Origin of the sequence: Bradyrhizobium sp. PUT101 (genome assembly GCF_052043945.1) — a bacterium.
In the GTDB taxonomy this organism is placed as follows: domain Bacteria; phylum Pseudomonadota; class Alphaproteobacteria; order Rhizobiales; family Xanthobacteraceae; genus Bradyrhizobium.
In genome coordinates this window covers 7,284,646-7,303,944 of the sequence record NZ_CP197207.1, presented here as the reverse complement: position 1 = coordinate 7,303,944, position 19,299 = coordinate 7,284,646, and the positions used below count along the sequence as shown (strand labels likewise).

General features: G+C 65.3%; 15 protein-coding genes. 5 read left to right on the top strand and 10 right to left on the bottom strand.

Annotation, left to right across the window (positions count from 1 at the left end):
• Positions 1-7: 7 nt before the first annotated feature.
• The 7 genes from ACSHT2_RS34540 to ACSHT2_RS34510 form a co-directional block, all read right to left on the bottom strand.
• Positions 8-712, bottom strand: a complete 705-nt coding sequence (locus ACSHT2_RS34540) for an ABC transporter ATP-binding protein (protein WP_027571698.1) — start codon at positions 710-712, stop codon at positions 8-10.
• Positions 709-1,500: an ABC transporter ATP-binding protein gene (locus ACSHT2_RS34535; protein WP_440639576.1), complete on the bottom strand. Its 792-nt coding sequence runs from the start codon at positions 1,498-1,500 to the stop codon at positions 709-711. The genes ACSHT2_RS34540 and ACSHT2_RS34535 overlap by 4 nt, the downstream gene beginning before the upstream one ends.
• The gene (locus ACSHT2_RS34530; protein WP_440639574.1) at positions 1,497-3,386 is read right to left on the bottom strand and encodes an ABC transporter permease; all 1,890 of its coding nucleotides are present in this window, start codon (positions 3,384-3,386) and stop codon (positions 1,497-1,499) included. The genes ACSHT2_RS34535 and ACSHT2_RS34530 overlap by 4 nt, the downstream gene beginning before the upstream one ends.
• A 150-nt stretch (positions 3,387-3,536) precedes the next feature.
• Positions 3,537-4,739 carry an ABC transporter substrate-binding protein gene (locus tag ACSHT2_RS34525; RefSeq protein ID WP_440639573.1) on the bottom strand — a complete coding sequence of 401 codons (1,203 nt, stop codon included), beginning with the start codon at positions 4,737-4,739 and terminating at the stop codon, positions 3,537-3,539.
• 33 nt (positions 4,740-4,772) lie between these two features.
• Positions 4,773-5,357: an amino acid synthesis family protein gene (locus ACSHT2_RS34520; protein WP_440639571.1), complete on the bottom strand. Its 585-nt coding sequence runs from the start codon at positions 5,355-5,357 to the stop codon at positions 4,773-4,775.
• 26 nt (positions 5,358-5,383) lie between these two features.
• A complete protein-coding gene (locus ACSHT2_RS34515) occupies positions 5,384-6,280 on the bottom strand; it encodes a UPF0280 family protein (protein WP_440639570.1) in 897 nt (298 codons plus the stop codon).
• Complete coding sequence (locus tag ACSHT2_RS34510) at positions 6,277-7,734, bottom strand: 6-hydroxynicotinate reductase (RefSeq protein WP_440642997.1); 1,458 nt, start codon at positions 7,732-7,734, stop codon at positions 6,277-6,279. Before ACSHT2_RS34510 ends, ACSHT2_RS34515 begins: the two co-directional genes overlap by 4 nt.
• Before the next feature lie 240 nt (positions 7,735-7,974).
• On the opposite strand from ACSHT2_RS34510, the gene ACSHT2_RS34505 reads away from it, so the two are divergent.
• Together ACSHT2_RS34505 and ACSHT2_RS34500 are read left to right on the top strand one after the other, a co-directional pair.
• Positions 7,975-8,457 (top strand): (2Fe-2S)-binding protein, encoded by a 483-nt coding sequence (locus ACSHT2_RS34505; protein ID WP_440639568.1) that lies wholly within the window; start codon positions 7,975-7,977, stop codon positions 8,455-8,457.
• Positions 8,457-12,008, top strand: coding sequence for a molybdopterin cofactor-binding domain-containing protein (locus tag ACSHT2_RS34500; RefSeq protein ID WP_440639567.1), 3,552 nt, complete (start codon positions 8,457-8,459; stop codon positions 12,006-12,008). The genes ACSHT2_RS34505 and ACSHT2_RS34500 overlap by 1 nt, the downstream gene beginning before the upstream one ends.
• 156 nt (positions 12,009-12,164) lie before the next feature.
• Here ACSHT2_RS34500 and ACSHT2_RS34495 read toward each other — a convergent pair whose 3' ends face one another.
• Positions 12,165-13,133 (bottom strand): catechol 2,3-dioxygenase, encoded by a 969-nt coding sequence (locus tag ACSHT2_RS34495; protein WP_440639566.1) that lies wholly within the window; start codon positions 13,131-13,133, stop codon positions 12,165-12,167.
• A gap of 435 nt (positions 13,134-13,568) precedes the next feature.
• On the opposite strand from ACSHT2_RS34495, the gene ACSHT2_RS34490 reads away from it, so the two are divergent.
• The 3 genes from ACSHT2_RS34490 to ACSHT2_RS34480 all read left to right on the top strand — a co-directional run bounded on the left by ACSHT2_RS34490 (position 13,569) and on the right by ACSHT2_RS34480 (position 16,546).
• Positions 13,569-15,308: an ATP-binding protein gene (locus ACSHT2_RS34490; protein WP_124158677.1), complete on the top strand. Its 1,740-nt coding sequence runs from the start codon at positions 13,569-13,571 to the stop codon at positions 15,306-15,308.
• Positions 15,309-15,453: 145 nt separating this feature from the next.
• Complete coding sequence (locus ACSHT2_RS34485) at positions 15,454-16,032, top strand: peroxidase-related enzyme (RefSeq protein ID WP_440639564.1); 579 nt, start codon at positions 15,454-15,456, stop codon at positions 16,030-16,032.
• Positions 16,033-16,042: 10 nt separating this feature from the next.
• Complete coding sequence (locus ACSHT2_RS34480) at positions 16,043-16,546, top strand: MgtC/SapB family protein (protein ID WP_440639563.1); 504 nt, start codon at positions 16,043-16,045, stop codon at positions 16,544-16,546.
• On the opposite strand, the gene ACSHT2_RS34475 is transcribed toward ACSHT2_RS34480, so the two are convergent.
• Both ACSHT2_RS34475 and ACSHT2_RS34470 read right to left on the bottom strand, forming a co-directional pair.
• Entirely contained in the window at positions 16,543-19,107 is a 2,565-nt protein-coding gene (locus tag ACSHT2_RS34475; RefSeq protein WP_440639561.1) for a cation-translocating P-type ATPase, read from the bottom strand. The genes ACSHT2_RS34480 and ACSHT2_RS34475 overlap by 4 nt on opposite strands.
• The gene (locus tag ACSHT2_RS34470) at positions 19,104-19,271 is read right to left on the bottom strand and encodes a hypothetical protein (protein WP_319331244.1); all 168 of its coding nucleotides are present in this window, start codon (positions 19,269-19,271) and stop codon (positions 19,104-19,106) included. The genes ACSHT2_RS34475 and ACSHT2_RS34470 overlap by 4 nt, the downstream gene beginning before the upstream one ends.
• Positions 19,272-19,299 lie beyond the last annotated feature (28 nt).

Sequence of the window (19,299 nt, the reverse complement as noted above, 5' to 3'; positions counted from 1 at the left end):
CCCGCCCTCACAACGACAGATGCGCGTCGCGGATATCCGGACGCGCGTCGAGCTCGGCCATGGTGCCGCCGAAGCAGATGCGACCGCGCTCGATGATGTAGGCGCGATCCGAAATCAGCCGCGCGAAATGCAGATTCTGCTCGGAGACGACGATGCTGACGCCTTCCTTCTTCATGGTCAGGATGGCATCGACCATCTGCTCCACGATCTTCGGCGACAGGCCCTCCGAAGGCTCGTCGAGCAGCACCAGCGAAGGATTGCCCATCAGCGTGCGCGCGATGGTGAGCATCTGCTGCTCGCCGCCGCTCATGCGGCCGCCGGGCCGGTTCTTCATCTCGCCCAGATTTGGAAACAGCGCGAACAGTTTTTCGCGCGTCCAGTGCGGCGCGTTCGGGCGCTTCGGCTGGCGGCCGACTTCGAGATTCTCCTCGACGGTCAAGTCAGTGAAGATGCGGCGCTCCTCCGGAACGTAGCCGAGGCCCTCGCGCACGATCTCATGTGTCGGCTTCGCCGAGACATCCTTGCCCTCGAACATGATGCGGCCGGAGCGCTGCGCGACGAGGCCGACGATCGAGCGGAACGTCGTCGACTTGCCCGCGCCGTTGCGCCCAAGCAATGCCACCACCTCGCCCTCACCGACTTCGAAGCCGATGTCGAACAGGATATGGGCGGGACCATAATGGCTGTTGAGGTCTTGCACCGTGAGCTTCATGCAGATGTTCCCTCCCGGTGGCGGGCATCGTAGACGAGGCCCTCGCCGAGATAGACCGCCTGTACCTGAGGATTGCCGCGCACCTCCGCCGGCGAACCTTCGGCGATCAACGTACCGCGGTTGAGCACGATGATGCGGTCGGCATGCTCGAACACCACGTCCATGTCGTGCTCGGTGAAGAGGACGCCGATCGATTTCTCCCGCGCGATGCTCGCGGTCAGCCGCATCAGATCGACGCGCTCGCGCGGCGCCATTCCCGCCGTCGGCTCGTCCATCAACAGCAGCTTCGGCTGGTTGGCGAGCGCGACCGCAAGTTCGAGCCGCTTCAGATCGCCATAGGCAAGCTCGCCGCAGGGACGGTCCGCGTAGCCGCCCATGCCGACCAGCTCGAGCAGGCGGCCGGCCTCCCCGCGATCGAACTTCGGCGCGGAGCCCCAGAGGTTGTAGAGCTGCTTCTCATGCGAAATCAGCGCGACCTGGACGTTCTCACGCACGGTCATGGTTGCGAAGGTCGCGGTGATCTGGAACGTGCGCCCGACGCCGAGCCTCCACACCTCACGCGGCCTCCTGCCTGTGATCTCTTCGCCGAGCAGGCGGACATGGCCGGTATCCGGCTTGTTCTGACCGTTGAGCATATCGAAGCAGGTGCTCTTGCCGGCGCCGTTAGGGCCGATCAGCGCCAGGATCTCGCCCGCGCGCAGCGAGAACGAGACGCCGCGCACCGCATGGATTCCGCCATAGGACTTGGTCAGCCCTTCAACCGCGAGAAGTGGGGGTGCAACGCTCATTCGGCAGACTCGATCGGCTTGGCAAGCAAGGGAGAGCCCGGCGGCGAAGACTTTCGCCGGCGCTGCGCCAGCATCTCGAGCATGCCGACGATGCCCTTGGGGAAGACGACGACGATCAGCATGATGAAGCCGCCAAGCACGAGCTTCGACAGATCGGTCTGGCTCACCAGCCAGATGTTCAAGGCCTTGTAGACGATGGCCCCGATCACCGCACCGGACACCGTCTCGACACCGCCGAGCAGCACCATGACCAGCGCGTCAACCGACAGCGAGATGCCGAGATTGTCGGGGAAGACGCTGCCCTTGAGGTAGGCGAACAGCGCGCCGCCGATGCCGGCGGTCGTGCCGGCGATCACGAAAGCGGTCCACTGGATCCGCTTGGCATCGATGCCGATCGCTTCGCTGCGCAACAGCGAGTCGCGCGTTGCACGGAGCGCGTAACCGAACGGCGAGAACACCATGGCCCGCAACGCGATGGTCACCAGCGCCGCGACGCCCAGCGCAAGCCAGTAGAAATGCGACGGGCTCGCCGCCCAGCTCGACGGCCAGAGGCCGAGGATGCCGTTGTCGCCGCCGGTCACGCTCACCCATTGGAATGCGATCGACCACACGATCTGCGCGAAGGCGAGCGTCAGCATCGCGAAATAGACGCCGGAGAGCTGCACCGCGAAGAAGCCGAACACGGCGGCGCCCATGCAGCCGAGCAGCGGGCCGAGCAACAGACACACGATCATCGGCAGCCCCGCCATCTTGGCGAGGAAGGCGATGCCGTAGGCGCCGAGCCCGAAATAGGCGGCATGGCCGAAGGACGCGAGGCCGCCGACCGACATCAGGAAGTGCAGGCTGACCGCGAAGATCACGAAGATCGCGATCTCCGAGCCCACGGTCAGCAGATAATTGCCCGCGAACAGCGGCAGCGTCGCGGCGACGACGAACGCCGCAAGCGCCGCAAGCCGTTCGTTCGACGTCAGCGGCCGCCAGGGATTGACGGTGAGGCCAGGCGTCCTGCGCGCGGCCGCCTCCGGCTTTCCGAACAAGCCCCAGGGCCGCACGATCAGCACCGCCGCCATCACCAGGAAAACCAGAATGATGGAGATCTTCGGGAAGATCAGGATGCCGAATGCATTGAGCTCGGAGACCAGCACGGCCGCGACGAAAGCGCCGACGATGCTGCCGAGGCCGCCGATCACGACCACGACGAACACCTCAACGATGATGCGCAGATCCATGGCGTGATGCACGGCATCGCGCGGGATCTGAAGCGCGCCGCCGAGGGCTGCGAGGAAGACGCCGACCGCGAACACTGACGTGAACAGCCATTTCTGGTTGACGCCGAGCGCTGCGACCATGTCGCGGTCCTGCGTCGCCGCGCGCACCAGCACGCCCCATCGCGTGCGCTGGAACAGCAGCCAGAGAATGCCGAGCACGACGGGTCCGAGCACGATCAGAAACAGATCATAGCTCGGGATGTTCTGACCGAAGAAATCGATGGCGCCCCTGAAGCCCGGCGCGCGGCGACCGACGAGATCGTCGGGCCCCCAGATCAGGACCACGAGGTCCTCGACCATCAAGGTCAGGCCGAAGGTCGCGAGCAGCTGGAACAGTTCGGGTGCATGATAGATGCGGCGGAGCAGCACCATCTCGACGATGACGCCGATCAGCGCCACCGCGAGCGCCGCAAGCACGATCCCGCCCCAGAAGCCAAACGCGCCCGAAAACCGCTCGGTGAGCGTGAAGGCGATGTAGGCGCCGATCATATAAAAGGCGCCATGCGCGAAATTCACGATTCGCGTCACGCCGAAGATGATCGACAGGCCCGAGGCCACCAGGAACAGCGACGCTGCGCTGGCGAGACCGGTCAGAAACTGTACGACGTAAAAGGCCATCGGCGGTCCGGGTTGGTTGGAACTCAGTGCTGGGCTTCATCCTTCGAGACGGCGCTCCGCGCCTCCTCGGGATGAAGTCCGGGACCCTCATGGTGAGGAGCGCGGCAACGCCGCGCGTCTCGAACCATGGAGGCCCCGGTCTCTCTTGCATCAATCCTTCGGGCGCAGCTTCGCGACTTCGGCATCGCTCGGCAGATAGTCCGCGCCCTTCTTGTAAGACGAGTCCACCATCAAGCCCTTGCCATCCTTCAGTTTGGTCTTGCCGACAAAGGCTCCGAGCGTCGACTGGTGGTCGATCTTGCGGAAGGTGATCTCGCCGAACGGCGACGGCATCGAGAGCCCCTCCGCCGCGGCGATCAGCTTCTCCGGATCTGTCGAGCCGGCCTTGGCGAGAATGGCGGCTGCCGACTTGATGGTCTGGTAGCCGACGATCGAGCCGAGACGCGGATAGTCGTTGTACTTGGCCTGGTAGGCCTTGAGGAACGCGTCATGTTCGGGCGTCTTGATCGAGTACCAGGGATAGCCGGTGACGATCCAGCCCTCCGGCGTCTCGTCCTTGAGCGGGTCGAGATATTCCGGCTCGCCGGTCAGGAACGAGACGACCTCGCGCCCCTTGAACAAGCCACGGGTGTTGCCTTCGCGCACGAGCTTGACGAGATCGGCGCCGAAGGTGACGTTGAGGATCGCTTCCGGATTGGCGGCGGCAACCGCCTGCACCACGGGACCTGCGTCGATCTTGCCCTGCGGCGGCCACTGTTCGTCCACCCACTGGATGTCGGGGCGCTTCTCCGACATCAGCTTCTTGAACACGGCGACTGCCGACTGGCCGTATTCGTAGTTCGGCGCGATCGTGGCCCAGCGCTTGGCCGGCAGCTTCGCAGCCGCCTCGACCAGCATCGCCGCCTGCATGTAGTTGGAGGGACGCAGGCGGAAGGTGTATTTGTTGCCCTTGGACCATGTGATGGCGTCCGTCAGCGGCTCGGCCGCGAGGAAGAACACCTTTTTCTGGTTGGCGAAGTCGCTGACCGCCAGGCCGATGTTCGACAGGAACGTGCCTGCGAGCATCGCAACGCCCTCGCTCGAGACGAGCTCGTTGGCCGCGGTCTGCGCATCGGCCGGCTTGCCGCCGTCGTCCTTGGAAATGACGACGAGCTTCTTGCCGTTGATGCCGCCTGCCGCATTGATCTCCTCGACCGCAAGCTGCCAGCCCTTGCGATAGGGTTCGGTGAACGCCGGCAGCAGCGAATAGCTGTTGATCTCGCCGATCTTGATCTCCTGCGCCAGGGCCGAATGAGCCATGCCGCCCGCCAGAAGCGCGAAGGCCGCGCCGACGAAGTAATTTCTTGCTCGCATCCCAACCTCCAGTTTGAAACTCGCTTGCGTCTACTATCTCAGACCGTCTTCGCCCTTGATCTCCGCGACCGTCAGCCCGCCGACGCGCGGCAGCGGACGGCCGCTGTCGGTGACGGCGACCGCGACCATGATCTCGTTGGCGCGCGGCGCGTCGTTGATCTGCACCTCCATGCCGTCGAAGTGACTGCGCACGAAGGCAGCATCCTTGTGCCCGAGCGGAATGTCCAGCGTCGTGCCCGGCCCGCTACGCTTCTTCGAGGAGGGGATCAGAGCTGCGCCCTTGCCCAGCACCTTGCGCACCGGCGCGCCCATCTTGGGGTGGAGGATGGCGGCGGCATGCTCCAGTTCGCCGTTCTCGCCGACGGCGGCGGCCTTGCCGTAGCTCTGCACCTTCGCGCCATCGATACCGAGCGCGGCCACCGCGCGCTTCGACAAGAGCTCGCCCAGCTCCTCGCCGATCGCGATCAACGGCGACAGATCCTCGACGTATTTTCCGGCAAAAGGATTCTCGATGACGGCAATCGCAGCCGCACGCCGGGTCGGCGGCGAGACCTGCCGGCCCATCTCCATCTGCGTCTCTTCGACGACGGTGACGATCTTGCGGATGATCGCGCTCATGATTGTGTCCTCAGGCTCTTCCCTGTTCAGGCGTGAACCGCGTTCTCCGGCTGACGCGGGCGCGCTTCTTGCCGTTCAATATCTTTCGGTCCAATGACAAGCATATCACCACAAAGCTGCAACACGGCACCCTCGATCAGTCCGCGATCGAACAATTGCCGTGCACATTCCGCGCCAGATTCGAGCGCGGCGACGATCTCATCGTGAGACAGCTCGCCGACATCGCAGGTAACGAGGCGCGCGCCCAGATCGCTGTCGGGTTGAAGCTCGTTCGCAGGCTTGCGGATGATGGCGGGATGCCCGGGCAGATCGACGGCATTGGCGATGATCGTCGCTGCCGCGTCGGCTCGCGATGCAGTCGCCGCCAGCACCGTCACGCCATCGGCGATGCCGAGCGAAAAGCTGCGGCCGTGGCGTCCGCTGGTCGCGACGCCACGCACAGGGTCATCTGCATCGATCCTCATCGTCCGCATCACGCCGTCGCGGTCGGGCCGATCCATCAGGCCGACCGAAAAATGCGCACCTTCACCGAGATGAAGCGCGATGTCGCCACCATTGTTGACGTAAGCGCGATCAAGTGTCGCAACGCGCAGCATCGCCCCCAGAATCTCCTCGGCCACGCTGCCGGCAACAGCCGCCATCGGCGTGATGAAGCAATCAGCGGCATAAGGCGCTACAGCAGCGTGCATACGACGCGCGACGGCGCCGGTCAGCGAAGTCCGCGTCGCAGCATCCGTACGCAGTTCAGTCAGTTCCGCGCAGAGCTCGTCGAGAAGCCCGGTGAACCGGCGCGCCGCAGCCTCATAGGCCGCGCGCACCTCGTCCGCACGTCCCCTCGCCTCCACGATCAGATCAATCGGTCCATCCTGCAAATGCAGCCGCCGGCCATCAGACAGCAATGCGATTTGCGGGCGCCTCGTCATGTCCGGCGCCCCGGAATCGGGTGATGCCAGGGCAACTGGCGGACATCGTCGCCGTTCTGCACCTCGGAGAGCGGCTTCACATAATCCATGTGGCCGCCGAGCGCGGCATAGTCGGACAGCGTCATGGTGAACTCGATCGGCGCGACCAGGGCCGGTGTCGGCACATAACCGAACGCGCCTGACGGCATCTGCGTCACGTCGACCATGTAGGTGATGCCGCCGCCGGGCCAGACATAGACCGGCGCGCCGCCGCTGGTGACGCGCGTCAGCGCATCCTTCACCGAACGCGTCAGTCGCACCGGATTGTCGGTGACGCCTGCGCGCAGCGAACCGCCGGCGCCGGCCATGAACAGCACCGTGCACAGCGCAGGCTCGCAGTTTTCCTGGATCCGCTCGACCGAGAATTTCAGGTCGGCCGGCATCTCGGTCTCGATCGGCTTCAAGGCTTCGTCGAGCACGTAATACGACGAATGCTCGCCCGTGGTGGAGACCATCAGCATGGTCAGACCGGGCTTGGCTTCCTTGGCATCGAACGGCCCGAGGATCGACAAGGGATCGGAAATGTTGGTGCCGCCCCAGCCCGTGCCGGGATCGGCGACCTGGAAATAACGACCGGGCGTCGAGCGCCGGCCCTTCATCTTGATGCCGGTGTCGGCGATGTCGAGAAGCTTGCCGGCCTGATGCTCCGAGAGCACGCCGGTGATGTGGTCGTCGACCACGACGACCTCGTCGACCTTGCCGTGCCATTGCTTGGCGAACATGCCGATCGTCGCCGAGCCGCAGCCGACGCGCATGCGCTCTTCTTTCATGCCGTTGACGATCGGCGGCTGCCCGGCCTGCACCACCACAGTGGCGCCGCCGTCAATGGTGAGCTCGACCGCCTTGCAGTTAGCAAGATCCATCAGCGTGTCGCAGGTGACACGGCCTTCCTTCTTGGAGCCACCGGTGAGATGATGCACGCCGCCGAGCGACAGCATCTGCGAGCCATATTCGCTGGTCGTGACGTGGCCAACCGCCTCGCCCTGCGCCCGCACGGTCGCAGTCTCCGGACCAAGATAGCGATCGGTGTCGATCTTCACCTTGATCCCGCAATAGGAGAAGATGCCCTCGGTGACCACAGTCACCATGTCGACGCCGTCGACCTCCGCGGAGACGATGAACGGCGCCGGCTTGTAGTCGGGATAGGTCGTGCCCGCGCCGATCGCGGTGACGAAGGTCGAGGGTTCGTGGACGATCTTGCCGTCCCAGTCTTCGGTGCGACTGAACGGGACGAGCTTGCCGCCATGCGAGACCGTGCGCTCCAGGATCACATGCGGATCGACACGGACGAGCTTGCCGTCGTGATTGGCGTAGCGGTCGCAGGCGCCCGCTGCGCCCGGCTTGATGTAGCACATCACCGGACAAGCATCGCAGCGGATCTTGTCGATGACGGCGCTCGTCGTTTCAGTCACCATGTCGGAGCCGGCGGCCACTGCAGTTATCATTCGTATACGAACAATGTTGCGCGCGGTCCCCTGGCGCTGTCAAGCGGCGGTGCAGCGCAAAAGATGCGGCTGCCGCATAAAACCTCATTTGCCTATCGGCTCTGTCCACAAAGAAGGCAGTCGCGCTGCAGTGCGGCATGCCCGCCTTGCACGTTTGTGTACAAACGGTATCGTCGCGACGTAGAGTTATACGCGGGCTTGGGAACGAGGATGATGCAAACACCGATCCGCCTCACCGTGAACGGCAGGATCCACGAAGTCACGGCGGAGCGCCAGACGCCGCTGCTTTATGTGCTGCGCAACGATCTTGCGCTCAACGGCCCGAAATATGGTTGCGGCCTTGGCGAATGCGGCACCTGCACTGTCCTGATCGACGGAGTCGCGGCGCGCTCCTGCGTAATTCCAGTGAGCGGGTGCGCCGACCGCGACATCGTGACGCTCGAAGGGCTTGGCACCCGCGACAAGCCCGATGTAGTGCAACAGGCGTTCATCGACGAGCAGGCCGCGCAATGCGGCTATTGCCTCAACGGCATGATCATGACCACCAAGGCGCTGCTCGCGATCAATCCGCGGCCGACCGAACAGGAGGCGCTGGCGGCGCTGCGCTACAATCTCTGCCGCTGCGGCACCCACGTCGAGATCCTGCGCGCGGTGATGCGGGCATCCGGCCAGCTCGCCGAGGCCGCGGACTGATGGCCTCCCCTGTTTCGAACGGAGCTGAGCGGCCATCGGGTTCGCTCGTCGTCGCCCGCACGGTGGATGAGATCACATCCGAGACCTTCGTCCGCATCACCGCGGACGGCTCGGTCACGGCCTACAACGGCCATGTCGATCTCGGCACCGGCATCCGCACCGCCCTCGGCCAGATCGTCGCCGAAGAGCTCGACGTCTCCTTTGCGCGCGTCGTGGTCGTGCTCGGCGACACGTCGGTGGTGCCGAACCAGGGCGCGACGATCGCCAGCGAAACCATCCAGATCACCGCCGTGCCCCTGCGCAAGGCCGCGGCGCAGGCGAGGCACTTCCTGATCGCGCGCGCGGCCGAGCGGCTGGAGCTGCCGGCCTCCGAGTTGCGGATCGAGGACGGCCTCGTGCGCGGGCACGACAACCGCAGCGTCAGCTATGGCGAGCTGATCGGCGGCGAAGAGATCCGGCTCGAGCTTGCCGAAGATGTCGCGGTCAAGCCTGTCGGCGACTACGCGATCGTCGGCCAGTCGATGCCGCGCGTGGACCTGCCCGCCAAGGCTACCGGCGAGCTGACTTTCGTGCACGACATCCGCGTGCCCGGCATGCTGCACGGCCGCGTGGTGCGGCCACCCTATGCCGGCGTCGATGCCGGACCGTTCGTCGGCACCAGCCTGCTCGCGGTCGATGAATCCTCGGTGCGCGACATTCCCGGCCTGATCGCGGTGGTGCACATCGGCGATTTCGTCGGCGTTGTCGCCGAGCGCGAGGAGAATGCGATCCGCGCGGCAGAGCGGCTCGAGGTGCGCTGGAAGCCGACGCCCACCCTGACCGACCTTGCCGACGTCGAAACCGCGCTGCGCGCCAATCCGTCGACGCCGCGCACGCTGATCGACAAGGGCGAGGTCGACAAGGCGATATCGGGCGCGGCCAGGCCGATGCAGCGCACTTACGTGTGGCCGTATCAGATGCATGCCTCGATCGGCCCGTCCTGTGCCGTCGCCGACTATAGCGACGGCAATATCCGGGTCTGGTCGGGCACGCAGAACCCGCACGTGCTGCGCGGCGATCTTGCGTTCCTGATCGAACGTCCCGAGAGCGAGATCGAGGTGATCCGGCTGGAAGCCGCCGGCTGCTACGGCCGCAACTGCGCCGACGACGTCACCGCCGACGCGCTGCTGCTGTCACGCGCGGTCGGCCGACCCGTGCGCGTGCAATTGACACGCGAGCAGGAGCACGCCTGGGAGCCCAAAGGCACCGCGCAGCTCATCGACGTCAATGGCGGGCTCGATGCCGACGGCGGCATTGCCGGTTACGATCTCGCCACGCGCTATCCCTCGAACGCCGCACCGACGCTGGCACTGCTCCTGACCGGCCGCATCTCGCCCGATCCCGCGGTGCTTCAGATGGGCGACCGCACCGCGATCCCGCCCTACGACTACGACCACCTGCGTGTCGTTGCCCATGACATGCCGCCGATCGTGCGCGCCTCTTGGTTCCGCGGCGTCTCGGCACTGCCGAATACCTTTGCGCATGAATCCTATATCGACGAGGCCGCGACCGAGGCAGGCGTCGACCCGATCGAATATCGCCTGCGCTATCTCAAAGACCAGCGCGCCGTCGATCTGGTCAATGCAGTGGCCGAACGCGCGGGCTGGACGCCGCGGCCGGTCCGTGAGGAGAAAGACGGCGAAGTCGTGCATGGGCGCGGCTTTGCCTACGCGCTTTATGTCCACAGCAAGTTTCCCGGCTATGGCGCGGCGTGGTCGGCCTGGGTCGCCGACGTCGCGGTGAACAAGACGACCGGCGATGTCAGCGTCACGCGCGTCGTCGCGGGACAGGACTCCGGCCTGATGATCAATCCGGACGGCGTGCGCCACCAGATCCATGGCAACGTCATCCAGTCCACCAGCCGCGCGCTGATGGAGGAGGTTTCGTTCGAGCGCGGCGCGGTGGCGGCGCGCGAATGGGGCGCCTATCCCATCATCCCCTTCCCCGACGTGCCCAAGATCGACGTCCTGATGCTGCCGCGTCAGGATCAGCCGCCGCTTGGCGTCGGCGAATCCGCCTCGGTGCCGAGCGCGGCCGCGATCGCCAATGCGATCTTCGATGCCACCGGCGTGCGCTTTCGCGAGCCGCCGTTCACGCCTGAGCGCATCCTGAAAGGGCTGCACGGCGATGCACTGGCGACACCACAGGCCCTGCCCGCTCCCGCGGCGTCGCAGCCGGCCCGCATCTGGCAAAACCCGTTCGCAAAACGCACCGGCATCTTCGCGACCATTGCGGCTCTCTGCACAGCTGCAATCGGCGTCGGCGCGGCGCTGCTGCCCGGACGTGCGATTGCACCCATCGCGCGCCCCGACGCGTCAGTCTATTCCGCGGCGACGATCGCGCGCGGAGAGCTGCTCGCCGCGCTCGGCAATTGCGCGGAGTGCCACACCTCGACCGGCGGCGCGCTCAACGCCGGCGGTCGCGCGCTTGAAACGCCGTTCGGCGCGATCTACGCGACCAACATCACGCCCGACGTCGAGACCGGCATCGGCGCCTGGTCCTATCCCGCCTTCGAGCGCGCCATGCGTGACGGGCTGCACCGTGATGGGCGGCAGCTCTACCCCGCCTTTCCCTACACGCATTTTGCGAAGACCAGCGACGCCGACATGCAGGCGCTCTACGCTTACCTGATGGCGCAACCCGCGGTGCGCGCGACCGCGCCAGCAAATGCGCTCACATTCCCGTTCAATCTTCGCCCGCTGCTCGCGGGCTGGAACGCGCTGTTCCACCAGAGGCGCGAGTTCAAGCCCGATCCCGCCAAATCCGAGCTTTGGAATCGCGGCGCCTATCTGGTCGAGAGCCTCGGCCATTGCAGCGCCTGTCATTCGCCGCGCAACGCGCTCGGCGCCGAGCAACGCGAAGCCTATCTCGCCGGCGGCTTTGCCGAGGGCTGGGAGGCGCCGGCGCTGACCTCAGTCTCGCAGGCACCGATCCCGTGGAGCGAGGATGAGCTTTTCGCATACTTGCGCACCGGCCATTCGCGCTATCACGGAGTCGCGGCCGGCCCGATGGCACCGATCGTCCGGGACCTCAAGGCGCTGCCCGACCACGACATCCGTGCGATGGCGGTCTACCTCAACTCGTTCAACGACGCCGCGCCCGACCGGCAGGCGCAGGATGCGCTCGCCACCAGGCTCGAGAACGCGACACGGGTCGCCGTCGCATCCTCTACCGGCGCGCGCCTCTACCAGGGCGCCTGCGCCGTCTGCCATGAGGTCGGCGGCCTGCCGCTGTTCGGCACGCGCCCCTCGCTCGCGCTCAACAGCAACCTGCACAGCGGAACGGCAGACAATCTCGTGCAAATCGTCCTGCACGGCATCGCCGAGCCTGTCTCGAGCGACCTCGGTTACATGCCGGCATTCAAGAACAGCATGAGCGACACGCAGGTCGAGGAGCTCGTCACGTTCCTCCGCAGGCAGTTCGCATCCGACAAGCCGGCATGGACCAACGTGCGCGAGACGATCGCGCGCGTGCGTGGGTCGACGGAAGCGGGTCATACACCTCTCCCGTAGGGAGAGGTCGGATCGCATCGAGCGATGCGATCCGGGTGAGGGGTTACAGTCTCACTGATTGTTGCGGCCCCTCACCCGGATTGCTTCGCAATCCGACCTCTCCCCGCTGGGGAGAGGTGGACCCAGCCGAATGACCATGCCCTCATCTGGCTCCAATCAGCCGTGCTTCTTCACCTCCACCGGCGGCGTGCCGTGGGTATGGAAGGACTCGATCGTCTTCAATCCCCAGGCCTGGCCCTTCTTGCGCTCCTCCTCGGTCCACACGATCGGCTTCCAATCGGGCGCGAGAATGAGACGCGCGCCGGCATTGGCGACCTCGACGCGGTTGCCGCCGGGCTCGTAGACGTAGAGGAAGAAAGTCTGCTGGATCGCGTGCTTGTGGGGGCCGGTCTCGATGTGCACGCCGTTCTCCAGGAAGATGTCGGCAGCGCGCAGAATCTCCTCGCGGCTGTCGAGGGCGTAAGTGACGTGGTGGAAGCGGCCGGGCACGCCAGAATGGTCGAGCGAGTAGGCGAAGTCGTAGCTCTTGTTCGACATCGTCAGCCACATCGCAGCCTCGCGGCCGTCATTGAGCACGATCTGCTCGGTGAGACGGCAGCCGAGATAGGTCTGGAAGAACTCGCGGTTGGCCTTGATGTCGACAGCGAGGCAGTTGAGATGGTCGAGACGGCGGACGTTGACGCCGCGGGCAGGAAAGCGCTGCGCCTGGTTCTTCAGCGCGGGCTTGAGCTCCGGCGGTGCCTGATACCATTCGGTCTCGTAATAGAGCTCAACGATGTGGCCATCGGGATCGCGGCAGCGGAAGGTCGGCCCCTGCCCCATGTCGCCGTCGATCCAGCCGATGTCGAAGCCGGATCCTTTCAGCGCGGCGACCCGGCGCTCCAGCGCCTGCTGGCTGCGCGCGCGCAACGCCATGTGGCCCATGCCTGACGTCTTCGACGCCGTGAGCTTGAGCGAATAGCGCTCGTAATCGTCCCAGCCGCGCAAGTAAACCGAGTCGCCTTGTCGTCCGCTGACGGTCATGCCCATGACATCGACGAAGAATTTCAGGCTCTCGTCGGGCTTCGGCGTCAGCAGCTCCATGTGGCCGAGATGGGCGAGATCGAGGATCGGTTCGGGTTGCATGATTTCCTCCAGGGACGTCGCTGCGATCCGCCTCACCGGACGGCGCGATTTGGACGCGGGGCACAACGACGCGCGCCCCGCATGGCGGCGATGGCAGTGATTTCATTTGCACTAATGTACAAATGATTAGGTCCCGTCAACAAATCAAGCCGCCGCGCCCGCTGCAAATGGCGGCCCGGCCAGGACCGGCCCACTTTCCAAACGGACGGTAGCCCGCCTGAATGGTAAACTCTTCCTTAAGGTCGGACCGGCGCATTAGCCTGGAAAAGCAGCAATTTCCCGGCGATTCTGCCCATAAGTATGCATCAGGAACAAACTTGGCGGCCGGATTGTCGCGGATTTAACGGAGCGGGCACGCCCGGCGTTTAACCCTTTGTCCAGCGACGGCCGCGCATAGTCCGGAGCAATCCCTTGCTCTCGCCGGGTTCATTCATCGTGACATCCTTTGGACGCGTGATTTCGGTTCGCGGCTCGCTCGCCCGGGTCGGGCTATTGGCGGCAAGCCAAATGCCGATCTCGGAGGTTCGGGCGACCGTCGGCCGTTTCGTCAGCATTCGCTGCGCCAGCTCGGTCATCGTTGCGATGATCACCGAGGTCTCCTGCGAGAATCTGTCGAGCTCCGACGGCTACATCGCCATCGCCTCGGTCGACCTGCTCGGCGAGATCCTCAACGCCGCGGACAAGGCCAAATTCCAGCGCGGCGTCACCAATTATCCGACCATCGGCGATGCCGTCGACCTGATCACCAGCCAGGAGCTGCGCACGATCTACGCGCCGACCGGGTCGGATCAGATCAATGTGGGTTTCCTCCAGCAGGACCGCTCCGTCGTCGCCTACGTCGATGTCGAGGAGATGCTGTCCAAGCATTTTGCCGTGCTGGGCTCGACCGGCGTCGGCAAATCGACGGGCGTCTCGCTCCTGCTCAACGAGATCCTGAAAGCGCGGCCGAACCTGCGCATCTTCCTGCTCGACGTGCACAACGAATACGGCCGCTGCTTCGGCGACCGCGCGCTGGTGCTCAACCCCCGAAACTTGAAGCTGCCGTTCTGGCTGTTCAACTTCGAGGAAATCGTCGACGTGCTGTTCGGCGGTCGCGCCGGCGTGCCCGAGGAGCTCGACATCCTCGCCGAGGTGATCCCGCTCGCCAAGGGCGTCTACACCCAGTACCAGAACGCCGACCGCATCGGCCTCAAGCGCATCGACCCCAAGCAGATCGGCTACACGGTCGACACCCCGGTACCCTATCGCCTGGTCGACCTGTTGTCGCTGATCGACGAGCGCATGGGCAAGCTCGAGAACCGTTCCTCGCGCATCATCTATCACAAGCTGATCTCGCGCATCGAAGCCGTGCGCAACGACCCGCGCTACACCTTCATGTTCGACAACGCCAATGTCGGCGGCGACACCATGGCCGAGGTGATCAGCCATCTGTTCCGCCTGCCGGCCAACGGCAAGCCGATGACGGTGATGCAACTCGCCGGCTTCCCGGCCGAAGTCATCGATTCCGTCGTCTCGGTGCTGTGCCGCATGGCCTTCGACTTCGGCCTGTGGAGCGACGGCGTCTCGCCGCTGCTGTTCGTCTGCGAGGAAGCGCATCGCTATGCCTCCGCCGACCGCAACGTCGGTTTCGGGCCGACCCGCAAGGCGGTGTCGCGCATCGCCAAGGAAGGTCGCAAATACGGCGTCTATCTCGGCCTCATCACCCAGCGTCCGGCCGAGCTCGACGCCACCATCATCTCCCAGTGCAACACGCTGTTCACGATGCGTCTGGCCAACGACCGCGACCAGGCACTGCTGCGCGCCGCGGTGTCGGACGCGGCCGCGAACCTGCTCTCCTTCGTGCCGTCGCTGGGCACGCGTGAAGTGCTGGCCTTCGGCGAAGGCGTTGCCCTGCCGACGCGCCTGCGTTTCAAGGAGGTGCCGCCGCACCAATTGCCGCGCGGCGAGGCCACCATCAGCAGCGTACCCTCCGTCACCTCCGGCCACGACATGCATTTCGTCAGCGCCGTACTCGAGCGCTGGCGCGGCGCCACCTCGCAGCGCGACGTGCCGAACGACCCCGTGTTCTCGGCACCGCCGGCCAAGACGATGTCCAGCGTCGAAGCCCCGATGCTGCAACCATCGATGGGTCTCGATCCAGACCGCTTCTCGCTGTTGAAGAAGCCGCTGCGGTAAGCTTCGCTCCGCCCACATCGTCATGGCGACGCAAGATCGAGCGTCGTTCACAACTGGCGCTTCCGTCGCAGCCAGCTCGGCCCGCCAGATTGAGCCCGCCACCCGCATCGACTATGGTTGCCGGCCCCAAGCCGGAACCATGCCCATGACAAAAGCCCCGCAACGCTTCCCCGCACCCGCCCTCGACACGCTGCCCGAGGACATCCGCACGCGGCTTCTCGCCGTGCAGGAGAAGAGCGGCTTCGTGCCGAACGTGTTCCTGACGCTGGCCTATCGTCCCGACGAGTTCCGCGCCTTCTTCGCCTATCACGACGCGCTGATGGAGAAGGACGGCGGCCTCACCAAGGCCGAGCGCGAGATGATCGTGGTGGCGACTTCGGCGGCGAACCAGTGCCAGTATTGCGTGATCGCCCACGGTGCGATCCTGCGCATCCGCGCCAAGAACCCGCTGATTGCCGATCAGGTCGCGGTGAACTACCGTAAGGCCGACATCACGCCGCGGCAGAAGGCAATGCTCGACTTCGCGATGAAGGTCTCGACCGACGCGCAGCGGATTTCCGAGGACGATTTCGCCGCGCTCCAACCGCACGGCTTCAGCGACGACGACGTCTGGGACATCGCCGCGATCGCCGCCTTCTTCGCACTGTCGAACCGGCTGGCGAATTTCACCGGCATGCGCCCGAACGAGGAGTTCTACCTGATGGGACGACTGCCGAAGAGGTGACGGGCAAGACATGACCGAGCTGGACTGGTCCGAAATCCTGCTTCGCCTCGGCGCAGCGACGCTCGCCGGCGGCGCGATCGGCCTCAACCGCGACCTGCACAGCAAGCCGATCGGGCTGAAGACGCTCGGCATCGTCGGGCTCTCCACCGCAACCGTCGTGCTGCTCACAGTCCAGTTCGCCGAGCCCGGCAAGATGACCGACGCGGCGAGCCGTGTGATCCAGGGCATCCTGACCGGCATCGGCTTTCTCGGTGCCGGAGTCATCGTCCACGAGAGCGACCGCTTTCGCGTGCGGGGCCTGACCAGCGCGGCCTGCACCTTTCTCGCCGCCTGTCTCGGCATTGCCTGCGGCGCCGGGCAATGGAAGATCGTCCTGGTCGCGCTGGCTGTCGCCTTCGTGCTGCTCACGATCGGCCGCCGCATCGAGCGCTGGCTGCATCGCGCCCTCGGCGGCAAGGAGGATCCGCACCGGCCGGAGACCACGCCGCCTACGGGTCCCCGGGATAGCGGCTAGAACCGAAGCCGCCGGCCCCATATCGGTTTCAGCAATTCGAGCACCGTGATCAGCAGCAATCCCGCGCCGAGCGGGATCATCAGGTCGTCCAGGTGCAGGGGACCGAAACGAAAGAGACTGGACGCCGGCGGCCAGAACAGGGCTGTGGCGAGAACGAGCGCGATCGACAGGAAGATCCAGAGCAATGCCGGGTTCGGGCGGAAGAAGGCCGACAGGAAGGATGCGCTGAAGGACCGGTTGACCAGGACCAGCGCCACGATACAGACGACGAGCGCAATGAATGCGAGCGCGCGCGCCTCGTCCGCCGGAACGCCGGAACGAAGCGCCACGACGAAGATCACGGCGATCGAACCAAATGCCATGACGCCCTGCAGGACGCTCCAGCCGACCAGGGCCCACGAGAACAGCTCTGCATCGGCGCGCCGCGGCGGGCGCGCCATGACATCGCGCTCCTCGCGCTCGGCTTCGAACACCAGCGAGCAGACGGGGTCGATGATGAGCTCCAGAAATGCGATATGAACGGGACCGAGAACCAGAGGCAGCCCGAAGACCAGGGGAAGCAGGGCAAGCCCCGCGATCGGAACGTGGACGGCGAAAATGAAGGCCATCGCCTTGCGCAGATTGTCATAGATCCGGCGTCCCAGGCGGATGGCTGCGACGATGGAGCCGAAATCGTCGTCGAGCAGGACGATCGAGGAGGCCTCGCGAGCGACGTCGGTGCCCCGGCCACCCATCGCGATCCCGATATGGGCGGCCTTCAGGGACGGTGCGTCGTTGACGCCGTCGCCGGTCATCGCGACAATCTCGCCGCTGCGCTTCATCGCCTGAACGATCCGCAGCTTCTGCTCCGGCAGAACCCGCGCGAAGACGTTGACGTTGCTGACGAGCGCATCGAGCTCGCTCTCGTCCGCGAGCTTGACCTGCTCGCCGGTGACGACCTCGTTGACGTCGAGCCCGGCCTGTCTTGCGATCGCGATGGCGGTCGCCGGATAGTCCCCCGTGATCATGACGATGCGGATACCGGCCGAACGGCATTCAGCCACCGCCTCGAGGACGCCCGGACGAAGCGGATCGGCTAACCCGACGAGACCGATGAAGCGAAAAGCGAAGCCTTCCTGGGACGGCGGCAGGTCCTCGTCGTCGCAAGTTGCGGCGGCCACGCCCAGCACGCGAAGACCATCCTTCGCCATCGCTGTGACCGCAGCCTGCATCGCCTCATGGTCCGCCCCATCCAGCTTGCAGAGCCGCGCAATTGCCTCGGGGGCACCTTTCGTCGCGGCGAAAATTCCCTGCCGATTCGACGATCGCCAGACCTGGGTCATCGCCAGCAGTTCGGGACGCAGGCCGTAGGTGCGTATCAAGGTTCGATCGCCCTCGGTCTGGCCATCCTCCGGCAGACCGGTACGCACGAACGTGTGCAAGGCCTTCTCCATGGGATCGAAAGGTTCTGGCGAGCTCGCCAGAACGCTGCAACGCGCCAGCTCGAAAAACTCTGCTCCGACAGGACCCGGCTGCGTGGACGCAGGGCGCACGCATGCGCCGTCGCGCAATCTCAGCTCCGCAACGGACATGCGGTTCTGCGTCAGCGTGCCGGTCTTGTCGGTACACAGCACCGTGGCAGAGCCGAGCACCTCGATGGCTGCGGCGCGCCGCGTCAGCACGCGCACCTTCGAGATCCGCCAGGCGCCCATGGCCATGAACACCGTGAGGACGACGGCAAACTCCTCAGGAAGCATGGACATGCCGATTGCGATGCCTCCGAGCAACGCTTGCAGCCAATCTCCGCGCAACATTCCGTAAAGCAGGACAGCGGCGAGGCTGATCGCCACGCCGCCGAGGAGGCAAAGCCGTACGAGTCGTGCGGTCTGCTGCTTTAGCCGAGGCGGCTCCGGCTGCAAGCCATGCAGCGACAGTCCGATCTTCCCGATCTCGCTGCGAGGTCCGGTGGCCTCGACCACGGCCAGGCCCTCACCTCGCACGACAAGTGAACCCGAATATACGAAGGGCTGGTCATCGCCGCCCGGGCGATGATCGGCCGAGGCCGATTCCGCGGCCGGCATCTTGACGGGCTGCTTGCGAACCGGGACCGACTCTCCGGTCAGCAGGGACTCGTCGACAGCCAGATCTCGCGCGCTGGCGAGCACTGCATCTGCCGGAACCCGATCGCCTTCGGAAAGAACGAGGAGATCGCCACGGACGACGTCGCGGCCTGCGATCCGCCGGCGTTCCCCGTCCCTGACCACGAGCGCTCGCGGACTGGTCAGCTCTCGCAATGCTTCCAGCACGCGTTCGGTGCGTGCCTCCTGCACGATGGTGATCACGATGGTGATGGCGCCGAACGCGAGGAGAAGCAGTGCCTCGCGGAGATCGCCGAGCAGGAGGTAGACCACCCCGCCGCACAGGAGGAGCGCGAGCATCGGCTCGCGCAGCACCTCAAAGACGATGCGCAGCGGAGTGCGCCGTTCGGGCCGAGGTAGCTCGTTGTAACCTTCCTGTTGCAGCCTCAGTCGGGCCCCGGCTTCACTCAGGCCGGCCGAACTGCCGCGTTCTACCTCGCTCACGTCTTCCGCCGCAGGCTCCAGAGACTTCCAACGCCCAGAATAGCGGTCACGAGCAGAATCGCAACGAAGGTCTGGATGATCGTGAAGTTCAGGGCATCGCGCGCAACGAACAGCGCGGTGACCGCGCCGGCGATGATGAAGAGGATGCGAAAGATGATGCTCATGGCCATGTCTCCAGTCGGCATGACCTGG